Source organism: Companilactobacillus mishanensis (assembly GCF_003946505.1).
GTDB lineage: Bacteria > Bacillota > Bacilli > Lactobacillales > Lactobacillaceae > Companilactobacillus > Companilactobacillus mishanensis.
Window position 1 is genome coordinate 344929 of record NZ_RHON01000002.1, and the last position, 12505, is coordinate 357433.

The 12505-nt window shown below is 36.3% G+C and carries 14 protein-coding genes and 1 other RNA gene; all 15 read left to right on the top strand.

All coding sequences use genetic code 11. The annotated features are described in order from the left end of the window. Window positions 1-184 precede the first annotated feature (184 nt). The 15 genes from EKM63_RS04230 (at window position 185) to ssrA (ending at window position 12011) form a co-directional block, all read left to right on the top strand. On the top strand, window positions 185-1234 hold the full coding sequence (locus tag EKM63_RS04230; protein WP_164504901.1) for a sulfurtransferase: 1050 nt from the start codon (window positions 185-187) through the stop codon (window positions 1232-1234). Window positions 1235-1252: 18 nt separating this feature from the next. Next, window positions 1253-1894: a YdjY domain-containing protein gene (locus EKM63_RS04235; RefSeq protein WP_125704036.1), complete on the top strand. Its 642-nt coding sequence runs from the start codon at window positions 1253-1255 to the stop codon at window positions 1892-1894. 22 nt (window positions 1895-1916) lie between these two features. Then, a complete protein-coding gene (locus EKM63_RS04240; RefSeq protein ID WP_225418252.1) occupies window positions 1917-3059 on the top strand; it encodes a TVP38/TMEM64 family protein in 1143 nt (380 codons plus the stop codon). Window positions 3060-3074: 15 nt separating this feature from the next. Beyond that, the gene (locus EKM63_RS04245) at window positions 3075-3728 is read left to right on the top strand and encodes a TVP38/TMEM64 family protein (protein ID WP_125704038.1); all 654 of its coding nucleotides are present in this window, start codon (window positions 3075-3077) and stop codon (window positions 3726-3728) included. A gap of 11 nt (window positions 3729-3739) precedes the next feature. Beyond that, window positions 3740-4972 carry an ABC transporter substrate-binding protein gene (locus tag EKM63_RS04250; RefSeq protein ID WP_125704040.1) on the top strand — a complete coding sequence of 411 codons (1233 nt, stop codon included), beginning with the start codon at window positions 3740-3742 and terminating at the stop codon, window positions 4970-4972. Beyond that, window positions 4962-5840 (top strand): ABC transporter permease, encoded by an 879-nt coding sequence (locus EKM63_RS04255; RefSeq protein WP_125704041.1) that lies wholly within the window; start codon window positions 4962-4964, stop codon window positions 5838-5840. Before EKM63_RS04250 ends, EKM63_RS04255 begins: the two co-directional genes overlap by 11 nt. After that, a complete protein-coding gene (locus tag EKM63_RS04260) occupies window positions 5837-6631 on the top strand; it encodes an ABC transporter permease (protein ID WP_125704043.1) in 795 nt (264 codons plus the stop codon). Before EKM63_RS04255 ends, EKM63_RS04260 begins: the two co-directional genes overlap by 4 nt. Beyond that, on the top strand, window positions 6628-7617 hold the full coding sequence (locus tag EKM63_RS04265) for an ABC transporter ATP-binding protein (RefSeq protein ID WP_125704045.1): 990 nt from the start codon (window positions 6628-6630) through the stop codon (window positions 7615-7617). The genes EKM63_RS04260 and EKM63_RS04265 overlap by 4 nt, the downstream gene beginning before the upstream one ends. Further along, window positions 7618-8295, top strand: a complete 678-nt coding sequence (locus tag EKM63_RS04270; protein ID WP_125704047.1) for a TIGR04283 family arsenosugar biosynthesis glycosyltransferase — start codon at window positions 7618-7620, stop codon at window positions 8293-8295. Continuing rightward, window positions 8296-9297, top strand: a complete 1002-nt coding sequence (locus tag EKM63_RS04275) for an aminoglycoside phosphotransferase family protein (protein WP_125704049.1) — start codon at window positions 8296-8298, stop codon at window positions 9295-9297. Continuing rightward, entirely contained in the window at window positions 9294-9929 is a 636-nt protein-coding gene (locus EKM63_RS04280) for a TIGR04282 family arsenosugar biosynthesis glycosyltransferase (RefSeq protein ID WP_125704050.1), read from the top strand. The genes EKM63_RS04275 and EKM63_RS04280 overlap by 4 nt, the downstream gene beginning before the upstream one ends. Beyond that, the gene (locus EKM63_RS04285; RefSeq protein WP_125704052.1) at window positions 9926-10783 is read left to right on the top strand and encodes a nucleoside hydrolase; all 858 of its coding nucleotides are present in this window, start codon (window positions 9926-9928) and stop codon (window positions 10781-10783) included. Before EKM63_RS04280 ends, EKM63_RS04285 begins: the two co-directional genes overlap by 4 nt. 15 nt (window positions 10784-10798) lie before the next feature. Continuing rightward, on the top strand, window positions 10799-11200 hold the full coding sequence (locus EKM63_RS04290) for a hypothetical protein (RefSeq protein ID WP_125704054.1): 402 nt from the start codon (window positions 10799-10801) through the stop codon (window positions 11198-11200). A gap of 18 nt (window positions 11201-11218) precedes the next feature. Continuing rightward, window positions 11219-11539 (top strand): rhodanese-like domain-containing protein, encoded by a 321-nt coding sequence (locus tag EKM63_RS04295; RefSeq protein WP_125704056.1) that lies wholly within the window; start codon window positions 11219-11221, stop codon window positions 11537-11539. Between the two features lie 104 nt (window positions 11540-11643). Continuing rightward, window positions 11644-12011, top strand: a transfer-messenger RNA (tmRNA) gene (gene ssrA, locus EKM63_RS04300). The last annotated feature ends 494 nt before the right edge of the window (window positions 12012-12505 follow it).

Sequence of the window (12505 nt, forward strand, 5' to 3'; positions counted from 1 at the left end):
TATCACAATCGCATTTTCACTAAATTAAAGAATTCACATTGTAATGATGTAAATACACTTATATAATGAAAGCGTTGGCAATAAATGTTTTTTAAAATACTTTTTGAAAATAACATTTATTGTTTATCATAAATACGATGTAAATGGTCTTGAAAGCTATTTCCATCAACTTGGGGGAAGAGAAATGAATAAACGTTCTAAATTAATGTTGATCTTATCGACATTATTTTTATCAATCGCTTTGATCATTTTTGGTGCGAATGCAAAGCCAGTTAACGCCGCTGATTCGTACTACGCACAAAAGGATGATACTGAGCAGACAGATGGTCCTAGAGTTTTCGTCAGTCCACATTATGTTAATGAGGTTATTAATAATAAGACTGATGTTAAAGATTACAAGATTTTCGAAGCATCATATGGAAATGATTCTACTTTCAAAAAGGGACATATTCCTGGTGCTATCCATGTAAACACAAACTCTGTTGAATCTGAAAAGAACCAATGGAACTTGTTGTCTGCAAAGCAAATCAGAAAGTTATTATTGAAAAATGGTGTTACAAGTAAGACTACATTGATTGTCTATTCAACTGATATCAATGCTGCTTCACGTGTAGCCTTCGCTGCCTTTTGGGTTGGTGTTAAGAACATCAAAATCGTTGACGGTGGATACAATGGCTGGAAGAAAACTGATTTGAAAGTTCAAAAGGGTGCTGCTAAGTCAGTTAAAGCTGCCAAGAAGTTCGGTACTAAAGTTCCAGCAAATGCTCAATACGAAGTTAAGACACCTAAACAAATGTTGAAACTTCAAAAAGCTGATCCAGATTTGAAATTAGCAAGTACTAGATCATGGAAAGAATTCACTGGTAAGACTAGTGGTTACTCATACATCAAAGATAAGGGTGAACCAAAAGGTGCTGTTTACGCTAAATCAAGTAAGACAAGTGCTGATGTAGCTTACTTATTAAACAAGAACGGTACTGTTAAATCTGCTGATCAAATTGCTCCAACATGGGAAAAAGCAGGAATTGAACCAACAAGTAACATTTACTTCTATTGTGGTACTGGTTGGAGAGCAACAACAGCATTCTTCATCACATATCAGGCTGGCTGGAAGAACGTCCATGTCTTTGATGGTGGTTGGTATGCTTGGGATAAAGCACATCAAAAAGATGCTTCTAAGTATCAAGTACAAGTAGGTAATCCAGGTTCTAAAGATTTCAAAATTCTTAAATAAAATCGGGGGATAAATATTTTGAAGAAAAATAGTTTAATCATTGGCTTTATTGCCAGTTTATTATTAGTTTTCGGGATTGCATTAGGAACAACTGCTAATGTTCAAGCAGCCAAGAGTAACTCACTTACATCGAGTCATCCTGTTCAATACAACAAGAAGAAAAAAGAAGTTACATTGTTAACTACTGTTAATGGTACATACTTCACACAACCAACAAGACACGTAATTGTTAATGTTGATGGTTCAAATGGAAACAAATCATTACTAAAGACAAATGCTACTCCAAAACAAATCTATAACGATTTGAAAAAAGTTGGTGCTAAACCTGGTGACAACTTAGATATGAAGTCTAAAGCAGGTTCAAAAGTAAAGGGTTCAAGTATCAAAGTATTCTTTGTTATCAATGGCAAACGTGTTAAAGCTGAAAAGGCTGTTCAAGTAAACAACAAGAATCTCAAGAAACTTGATTTCAAGTTTGGTGGAAACATGAAGACTAATAACAAAGCTAAGACTGGTTGTGTACTCTGCTTTGACAGTTGTCCTGTAGGTATCGTTTCAGGTGCTAAATACGGATACAAATATGGTGAACATTTCACTGGTAAATCAAGTGTTCTTCCTAAGGATGGTTCAAACCTTAAAGTCGTAATGCAAGTTAAATAATGTTTTCGGAAGAGAGTAAAAAATGATGACGAGACTAAGAGTTATTTATAATGGAGTCGTCATTGGTATTCTTTGTGCTTTATTAGCATGGAAGTCAACTTGGCTTCAAATGAGAATGTCTTTAGGTTGGATCATACCTATCGTGGCGATCATAGTTTACTTATGTTACATGTACTACGGTAAAAAATTACAACAGAATTGGGCGATTTTTAGATTTCCAGAAACGTTGGGAATAACGATTGTCTCATTTATACTATTATTGATGGTTTTTGGTTGGCAAGGATTCGTGACGGTATTAGGTGCTACTATCAGAGAGCTGTTTAAGGCTCAATGGTCGTTACCTTGGACTGCTGCAGTTATCGGAATAATTTTGTTGGTTTGGTTGATAGCACTATTTATTGATAGTCGTCTTCATCCGGTCGCAAAAATTGTTTCTGGTGATAAAATCAAAAAGCTAACTTTACAGAGTAAGATCAGCTTAGTTGTAACAATTGTTTTCTTAGTACTACTAGTTGGACTTTATTATGTAATTCCTGGCTATCACGATTTCATCAACAAGATGAGTATTATGTTGGCCAAACTTGATATCAAAGGTCTTCGAGACTATATCAATAGTTTTGGTGTTTGGGGTCCATTGATTTCTACATTGTTGATGGTCTTTCAATCTGTCCTCGCACCATTGCCAGCGTTTGTATTGACCTTCGCCAATGCTTACTTATATGGCTGGTACTTCGGTGCAGCCTTATCTTGGGCAAGTGCTATGTTGGGAGCATTGTTGTGCTTCTACATTGCAAGAGGTATCGGTAGACCATTTGCTGAAAAAATTATTACTAAGAATGCACTTGGAAAAATGGACGGGTTCTTTGATGAATATGGGGACTATACGATAATTATCTTACGTCTATTACCTTTCATATCGTTTGATGAGGTTAGCTATGGTGCTGGTTTCACAGATATGAAAGTTGGAAAATTCATGATTGCTACCGGAATTGGACAACTACCAGCTACAATTGTTTATTCATTAGTTGGTGGAAGTTTGGATGGAAGCAAAATGATGATGTTTATTGCATTGATTGCATTTATTCTTCTAGTTGTCATTTCATTGGTAGTTAGAAAAGTAATGTTGAATAAACAAGCAAAACGGAGTGTAGATGTCACTAAGTAATTGTGAGGTTATGAGATGAAAAAAGTTTTATCTTTTGTAGCAATAATTGCTATCGGTGTGTTTATTTTCTATAAAACAGGCCTGATCGACGAACTACACAACGTTTCTGCTATGCAAACTTGGTTTCAGAATCAGGGCTTTATTGGGTACTTTGCATTTATTTTATTGAGTGTCGTAACTGCAGTATTTATGTTACCAGGAGGGATGCTGGCGGTAGTCGCCGGGATCGCTTTTGGAGGTTTTATTGGTGGATTGTTGACAGTTATCGGTAGTACTGTCGGTGCCAGTATTTCGTTTATTCTGGGTAGGACATTATTAAAAGATGCAGTCGTTAAGAAGTACGGTGATAAGCCTACATTTAACAAAATAATGAACGGAGTAAATGAGAACGGCGTGGCATTTTTAATTCTGACACGTTTAGTTCCCATTTTTCCTTATGCGATACAAAGTTATGCGTATGCACTGACTCCAATGGGATTCTGGAAATTTTCACTTATTTCTGGGATAACAATGTTGCCAGCTTGCTTCATTTACGCATACATGGCATCGGATATTTTGACCCAAGGTTTGTCGTTCGAATTAGCAATTAAATTTACAATATTAGGAATTGTATTGTTCCTATTAACATATGTACCAAAGAAAATTGCACAGCATAAAAAAATGATTTAAGGGGGATTCTTGTGAGAGGGAAGAAATTATTGGCATTTCTAATGCCAATTTTTATTTTAGCTGGATGTTCCAGCAATAAAGACAGTGAGACTCAAAAACTACCTAACAGCTACAAGTCTGCTTTGAAAGAAGCAAAAGGGGAAACTGTTACTTATTATGGATTTGGTGGTTCAGATACACAGAATTTGTGGATCGATAAAGTTGTTACACCAATGATGAAAGATAAGGGAATCACTTTAAAACGTGTTCCAATGGATATTGATACTATTCTTAACAAATTGACAACTGAAAAAGAAGCCGGCAAGACTTCCGGTAACATGGACGTTGTTTGGATCAACGGTGAGAATTTTTACAATGCTAAAAAGTTAGGATTACTTGCTGGACCAGTGAAGTCTAGTTTGATTCCTAATATGCAAAAATATATGGATCCTAATGATCCCGACGTAACAAAAGATATGTCGACACCGGTTGATCATTTGGAAATTCCTTACGGAAATGCACAGCTAGTTATGATCGGTAGCAAGTCAATGTTTAAGGGCGACTACCCAACTAGCGCTGATAAGTTGATGACTTGGGCAAAAGCCAACCCTGGTAAATTAACTTACGTTGCTCCTCCAGATTTCACTGGTAGTGCCTTCATCCGTAATATTATTTATGAAACAGTTGGCTATAAAAAACTTAATGATGCTCCTGCTACAAAAGAGGGAGTTTATAAAGTTATCAAGCCAAGTTTGGACTATTTGAATGAAATCAAGCCTTACTTATGGCAACAAGGTAAAACTTATCCTAAAACAACTGCTCAGTTAGATAAGATGTTCGCTGATCATCAAGTTGCCATGGACTTTTCATATAATCAAATGTACGCCGCAACTCAAAAACAAGATGGCCAATTTACTGACGATGCCCAATCATTTGTCTTTGATAAGGGAACAGTTGGTAACTTCAACTATCTAGCAATTCCAAAGACTTCTAAACAAAAGGCTGCAGCCATCGTTCTTATCAATACGATGCTCAGTGAAAAAGCTCAAACTGCTAGACTTAGTTTGAAGTATGGGGCGGTTGTTTCACCTTATTCAGCAGATAAAATGCCTTCAGCTATGACAGACAAGTTGAATAATTCAGACGATACCAATAATACTGTTCCAGTAAATGATCTTGCTAAGAAACGTTTACCTGAGGTTTCTGGTAAGAAGATTCCAATTATTGAGCAACTCTGGAAGGAACATGTTTTGAATGCTGACTAAAAAGAAATTAGTTTTGTTGCTTAGTCCATTTTATTTGTTCTTTATCTTATTTTTCGTCAGTGCGATCATCAGATCCTTTATTACCAGTCTGGGTTATTATCCGATCCTTGATCAAACAAAAATAAGTTTGAATAATTACCTGGATGTTTTTCATGACAAAATGTTTCTGACAATTTGTCTTCGCACGATGGTTTTCGCAATTATCAGTGCTTTATTTGCCTGTGCATTGGGTTTGATAATAGCAAATTATTTCAATCAGAAAAATAGTAGAGTAAGTGGATTCTTCTATAAAGTGTCCCAATTACCTGTAATGTTGCCACACATATTTATTGTGCTGGCACTTTTGCAGTTATTGAGCCAAACAGGATTAATACCAAGTTTGTTAGTTCATCTAGGATTGATAAAGTCATATTCTGATTTTCCGTTGATCCTAAATGACCAGAAGCAAATTGGAATTTTCCTGACTTATTTGTGGAAAGAAACGCCATACGTGATTGTCACTTTGATATTGGTTTTGAGACAGATTGGTTCAAAGTACCAAGCCGTCAGCCTTAATTTAGGCGCTTCAAAATGGCAGACTTTTTGGCATGTGACTTTACCATTAGTTCAGCCAGCGTTGGTGAACGCATTTATCATCAACTTTTCATTTAATTTTGGTTCATATGAAGTTCCTTTCTTGTTGGGAAACCAGCAGAAGGAGCTTTTGCCAGTTTATGTCTATGATTTGTACGTTCAAGGCGACATTACCCAGATACCACACGTCATGAGCTTGAATTTAGTGCTTTCATTGGCTTCAATCATAATTGCGGCTGTAGCAATTTTGATTTCAAGAAAACTTCCAGGTGGTCATAACGGAGGTGTCAGATGAGACGACTTAATCGATACCTTATATTTATGATTTCATTATTGGTTATTTTGATGCCACTGATGGTGATCATTGTTTTGTCGGCCGGGACCAATTGGCATTATCCAGATTTATGGCCTCAGACTTTTAATATGAATTATGTTTTCAAAATGTTGTTTTCCAATCATGAATTACTGTCTTCACTTTCATCGAGTATCACATTAGCCATTGGGACAGTTATTTTAACTTTGGTTATTGCGTACCCAACAGCAATTGCGCTCTCTTATTATGATTTCAAAGGAAAATCATTTTTGAATGTGCTGATTTATTTGCCTTTAATAATTCCGAGTATCGCTGTGTTGACCAATATGGATTTCGTCATGATCAAGTTTGGACTGGAAGGCAGTTATTTTGGTGTGGTAGCGGTTCATACATTATTTGCATTGCCATACGCCATCAAGTTGCTGGTCGACAATCTAAGCGTTCTGAAGAATAAATATGAGTTAGCTAGTTTGAATTTGGGGGCTTCTTCAAGACAAACATTTATTCATGTGACGTTACCGTTGAGCCGATTAGGTTTACAGGGTGCTGTCATGATGAGTTACATAATTTCAATGACTCAGTATTTGGGGACGTTGTTGATCGGTAATGGAAATTTTCTCACGTTGTCAGTCAGAATGTTTCCATTCACACAATCGGGAAAATATCAGATTGCCGCTATCTACGCGATTATGTTTATGTTGGTCACTTTGATTCCACTGTACATAATTGATGTATTGATCACGCCAAGAAGAAAGGAGGTCCGTGCAGAATGACCTATTATCTGAAAAATTTGTCACAAGTTAAAAGTAAACAAAAGATACTAGATAACATTAATTTAGAGATTCCTGAAGATAGTATTTTTGCGATTCTCGGACCTTCGGGAAGTGGTAAGACGACACTTCTGAATATCTTGGCACAGTTAGATCAGCCTAGTTCTGGTGAATTTATTGCGGATGATGACAATGATCCTAAAGGAATTATGGTATTTCAAGATTATCGATTGTTTCCACATATGACAGTTTTCCAAAATGTTACTTTTGGATTGAGAATGAATAAAGTCAACAAAAAGGAAATCAAAAAACGTGCTCAAGAGATTTTGGAAGTCACTAATATTTCTGAGTTGTCAAAACGTTATCCGGATGAGCTTTCAGGTGGTCAACAGCAACGTGTTGCTTTGGCGAGAGCCTTGATTTTGAATCCTAAATTACTCCTGATGGATGAACCATTTTCTAGTTTGGATGAAGGATTACGTAAAGAAATGCTGAACTTTGTAAAACAGTTGCAGCAGAAATTCCATTTGACGATAATTTTTGTAACTCATTACAAGACTGAAGCATATTTGTTATCAAATCGAGTTGGTATTTTATTAGATGGCGTCATCAAACAAGTCGATTCTCCACGTGACTTGGAACAATCTCCTAACAGTATCGAGGTTGCTAAATTCTTAGGACAATCGAATTTGATTTCTGGAGAAATTGACAATGATCGATTCCAATCGAATGTTTATTCTGGACCAGTTGAGACTGAGCAGACTGAACAAGGTCAGTTATATCTGCCATATTCTGGTTTAGTAAAAATAGATGAGACTAGCTATCCAGCATTTGTTGGAAAAGTTTTAAATAAAGCTTGGTTTGGTGAAAATGAACAAGTGATTATTGAGGTAAATGGTGAGACGATTTTTCTGAATTTGCCTACTGATAGCGTTGAAGTTGATCACAATTATCCATTTTATTTTAAAAAGATTCCGAAGGTGTTTTAGATGTGGTTGTCGATTATAATTCCCACATTTAGGGATGACGAGGGCTTAACAAAACTGTTGAGCCAAGTTGAGAATTGGGATTTAACGGATACCGAAGTCATTATTGTGGATGGTGAGTCGCGTAACAGCCCCAGATTTTTACCTAGTTTTGTAAAATATTTGTCCTCACCTGAAGCTAACCGTGGCGTACAATTACGATATGGTGCAGATTCATCTATGGGTGAAAATCTATTATTCATTCATGCTGATTCTGTGTTCGTATCAGGCTCTCCGCTTTCTACTTTGAAAAATACATCGGCAATGATCGGTTTCTTTACTTTGAAGTTTGACCGAGATACCAGTTTTTACAAAATAATGGAATTTGGATCAAATCTTCGAGCAAGAGTTGGAAAGCAAATCTTTGGTGATCAAGGACTGTTTATCAATAAGAAGCTGTATCAGTTTGTTGGTGGTTACCCAGCCCAACCATTGATGGAAGATATGGAACTTAGCATGAAGCTGGGGAAGACTGGCGTACCATTTACCCAGTTTAGTGACCAGATTCAGACTAGTGGAAGAAAATATCGTTCCGAGGGAAAACTAACATCATTCTTTAAAATGCAATTTTTCAAAATGCTGTATTGGAGTGGTACTAGTCCTGAAAAATTGAGTAAAGTTTATTATAGAAAGGAAAAATAAATGACTGAATCAATGATCGATAATATTTCAGACTATTTAAATGACAAACAAATATTAGAATCAATCGGTTTCGCCGATTTAAAATCTGTTTCCTTTCTAGCTCAAGGTGAGTACAACCGAAACTATTTGATTGAAGATACATCCGGGGAAAAGCTAGTTTTCCGGATCAATTATGGATCACAAATAAACGTCCAAAAACAAGCACGTTACGAGTATGATGCTTTGAAAATTTTGGAACCGAGTGAACATACTCCGGTTGCATATTACTTGGATGATTCCCAACAAGATTTTCCCATGGACATCTTGATCGAGCAATATTTGCCAGGTAGGCCATTGGATTACCAGAGAGATTTGAAGATGGCAGCTGAAATTTTTGCCTCAATTCATAATTTGGATATGTCGCAAAATGATATTTCAAAATTAAAGATAGAACAGAGTATTTGTTCAGATCGAATCAAAGAAGCTGAACAGTTATTACAACCTGTCGCCAACACTGACAAGTTGGAACCTGAAGAAATTAAAATACTGTTCGATTTGAAGAATTGGTGTGAGAAAAATAATGCCGACGAATACTTCAAGTCACAGCCGCTTTGCTTAGTCAATACAGAAGTTAACTCAGGAAATTTTTTGATAACAGATGACTACGGATGGTTGATTGATTGGGAAAAACCAGTCATCAGCAGTTATGTCCAAGATTTATCTCAATTTATGGTCGAGACTACAACGCTGTTCAGGACAACAGAAACTTTGTCTAAGGAACAAGTTGATTTATTTTTGAATCGTTATTGTAATTTGACCAAAAAATCAATTGATGAAGTTAAGCAGAGTCTAAAGTTGTACATGCCATTCATGCTGCTGAGGGCGTTATCGTGGTGTGGTATGTTAGTAGCAACGTATGATGAAAAACCAATTCAAAACGAGGATATTTTACATGTTTCACAATCATTTTTAGAACCTGATTTTGCAATACCTTTACTTAAAAAATATGGGGTGACAGTTTGAGTAAGAACGCTTATATAATTTTTTCCAAAATACCGGAGGCAGGCTTTGTTAAAACTAGAATGCAGCCAGATCTAACACCAGAGGATTCTTCGAGAATACAATCACGGATGTTGACGCATATTATCGAATTGAGCGAAAGCTTAGAAGATTTAGCCGATGTATTCCTGGTATACCAAGCACATGATGAACGAATTAAGAACGAGTTTTTATCAAAAGTTCCCACCGATATCCAGACCTTTCCACAAGTTGGCGAGATTTTAGGTAATAAGATGAGTACAGCCATCAAGACGGTTCAAAGAATGGGTTATGACAAAGTTGTTTTAACGGGAAGTGATATTCCTGGTTTAACTGCGGATGTTGTTAGATCAGCCTTTGATGGCTTAACTGACCATGATGTGACTCTCGGACCAACCTTTGATGGCGGCTATTATCTCTTTGGGACTAACGATCATGATTCGGACGAATTTCTAGATGCAGACATTTCTTGGAGTACTAACAGTGTCTTGGAAACTACCATTACTTTATTCAAACAGGCCCATAAGAGTTGCTTTCTAACTGATGCATTGCTTGATGTTGATTTTAAGAGAGATTTGAAACAGCTTGATAATAAAACCGTACAGGAGTTGCTATGAAATTAATTTACGATTGTGATAATACCATGGGACTCAAAGAGAAAGATGTCGATGATGGATTGGCACTTCTATATTTGAACAAACAGTCTGATATTGATATTTTGGGATTAACTTTGACGTTTGGTAATGGAACTGTTAAGCAAGTTGAACGACAGACTAGTCAAATGATCGATATGTTTTCACTCGAAATACCATACTATTTAGGTAATGAGAAGGACACTGAGGGGACTTCACCAGCGGCGGAATATTTAGTCGAACAGGTCAATAAATATCCTGGAGAAATAACTATTTTAGCTACTGGTAGTTTAAGAAATATGAAAGATGCACAAGACATTGATTCGAATTTCTATGACAAGGTTGCGCAAATAGTAATCATGGGTGGCCGATTTGATGATTTATTCATTAACAATATCCATGTGGATGAATTAAATTTTTCCATTTGTCCCGCAGGATTTGAGAGCGTCTTTAAAGGATCCACTAAATTGACAATTGTCAGTGGACAATACATTTCAGATAAGCCAACTCTGCGTTCTGATTTTAGGTTCTTAAAGTCCAGTGATGATGATAAAAACACATGGTTACACGAGACACTTTCAAATTGGATGGTGTTTAATCAAAAAATTTGGCAACTGGATGGGTTCATCAATTGGGATACGTTGACAGCCTTTGCGATAACTAAACCAGATTATTTCAAGACTGAAACTGTCACAACGAATAACGAACGGGCTGACTTTTCAACAGGCCTGATAGTGATGGATCCTAGTGGTGATAGACAAATCAATTTAGTGACCGATGTTCCTGGATTGACACAAATCAATCTGGAACTAGTGTCGGCGTTAAACTCATATTTGTAGCTAAAAGGGGAATAAATGAAAATAGCAAGACGTATTATCATGGTAGTTTTGTTTTTGTTGCAGCTGGTATTTTTGTGGGCTCCTCGCGAGCTCGACACACTTTACAACACAAGATTGGGATTTATGAGACAAATACTTTTTATGAATGAAAACTATCCTGTATACATTACAGAGATAGTCTTCTGGATCCTGATATTTATCGCGCTTGTGTTGTTGATCAGATGGATCATGAAATTTGTCCAGCACAAAAAATGGAACAGTTGGTTAAGTTATATCTGGATGTTTCTGGTACTCTTGTGGGTCATTGCTTTTGCAATCGTACCGACAAATCAAGTTTCACCATTGTATCTATATAATTTGACCAGTTTCAATATAGTAGTTTTATTAAATTATGTGATTATCGGAATTTCAAAATAATAATTTGGAGGAAGAGATATGTCAATATTTACAAGAATCAAGAGTATGCCATTAGATGATTTTATTAAGGATGTTATGCCTACCGATCCAACAATTATCGATGTTCGTCGTCCAGAAAGATATATCAATGAAGGACACATTGCTGGTGCAGTAAATATTCCTAGAGTAGAAATTGGTGACTATTCACCAACTGGCAAAGTCTATATCATTTGTCACTCGGGTGTTGATAGTAAAAAAGCCAGCCGTAATTTGACAGCTAGAGGCTTTGATTGTGTCAATGTTGAAGGTGGAATGATCACTTGGACAGGTGATCGAGTTTTTGGTAAAGACCCAGAGTAGATTAATTTTATATATTCCTTGTAATGCGAGCTTGCAAGTTATAAGATAAGCGTTGCTGATTGATTAAGTAATAAATATCAGTTAGTATTAATAAGGAATATCACGGGGATGTTCTGGATTCGACATGTGTAATAGCATGTAGGCTGCACTTCGGTTTTCATGTTCCGTAAAAACATCCAGTTTATTATAACTGCAAAAAATAATAACTCTTACGCATTAGCTGCCTAAAAACAGTCTAATCGTGATCCGTCTGACTTTGCTCAAGGGTCAGAGCCGGGTCTCAAATTAATTGAGCTACGTTTGATTTGTCCCGCCTGAACAAGTTAAAAAGAGATTAATCAGGGTTAGCCGCTGTGGCTAGCCAGGTTGTGCGGCGTTCATAGTGGCGAAACTTTAAATTGTACAACTATGAGTGTAGAAGTTTACATAGCGTTATGCTTGGACAGGGGTTCGATTCCCCTCATCTCCATATTAAAAATACAGTAATCAGTTTTTCTGATTACTGTATTTTTTTGTCTAGTTATTTAACGTCGGTTGCTGACAAAAAGAAAAGGCCCCACATCATCCTGATGTGGGACCTCGGACAGCTATGCAACGGATCTTGGAATGTGCTAGCTGCCACTTTTGAATCACAGGTAGGCTACCTGCACTGAATAGCATACAGATATTTTTAATTAATTACTAGTTTTTTCAGTCAATTCGATAAATCTATTTATGTTTTTAAGCCCAACAGTTTAGTTATTGAATAATACAATATCCGAAACAAGCACAATTTATGTAGTTCCAATGTGCTTTATTGTAATAGGGCAAGAATTATTAGTAAGTATTCTCCAAATAGTTCTTGTCCTTTTTTGGTAACAATGAGAAAATGAATAGTACATAAAGTTCAGTTGAACTTTAGCCAAATGAAAAATAAAAAATATACTTTTGGGAAGATTTTCTTTTTGATAAATTTCCGAAATTATT

Excerpts from the sequence above, each read along its gene's own strand:
- EKM63_RS04230 (WP_164504901.1), top strand. The coding sequence starts at position 185 with ATGAATAAACGTTCTAAATTAATGTTGATCTTATCGACATTATTTTTA.
- EKM63_RS04275 (WP_125704049.1), top strand. The coding sequence starts at position 8,296 with ATGACTGAATCAATGATCGATAATATTTCAGACTATTTAAATGACAAA.
- EKM63_RS04255 (WP_125704041.1), top strand. The coding sequence starts at position 4,962 with ATGCTGACTAAAAAGAAATTAGTTTTGTTGCTTAGTCCATTTTATTTG.
- EKM63_RS04270 (WP_125704047.1), top strand. The coding sequence starts at position 7,618 with ATGTGGTTGTCGATTATAATTCCCACATTTAGGGATGACGAGGGCTTA.
- EKM63_RS04260 (WP_125704043.1), top strand. The coding sequence starts at position 5,837 with ATGAGACGACTTAATCGATACCTTATATTTATGATTTCATTATTGGTT.
- EKM63_RS04290 (WP_125704054.1), top strand. The coding sequence starts at position 10,799 with ATGAAAATAGCAAGACGTATTATCATGGTAGTTTTGTTTTTGTTGCAG.
- EKM63_RS04240 (WP_225418252.1), top strand. The coding sequence starts at position 1,917 with ATGATGACGAGACTAAGAGTTATTTATAATGGAGTCGTCATTGGTATT.
- EKM63_RS04245 (WP_125704038.1), top strand. The coding sequence starts at position 3,075 with ATGAAAAAAGTTTTATCTTTTGTAGCAATAATTGCTATCGGTGTGTTT.
- EKM63_RS04285 (WP_125704052.1), top strand. The coding sequence starts at position 9,926 with ATGAAATTAATTTACGATTGTGATAATACCATGGGACTCAAAGAGAAA.
- EKM63_RS04295 (WP_125704056.1), top strand. The coding sequence starts at position 11,219 with ATGTCAATATTTACAAGAATCAAGAGTATGCCATTAGATGATTTTATT.
- EKM63_RS04265 (WP_125704045.1), top strand. The coding sequence starts at position 6,628 with ATGACCTATTATCTGAAAAATTTGTCACAAGTTAAAAGTAAACAAAAG.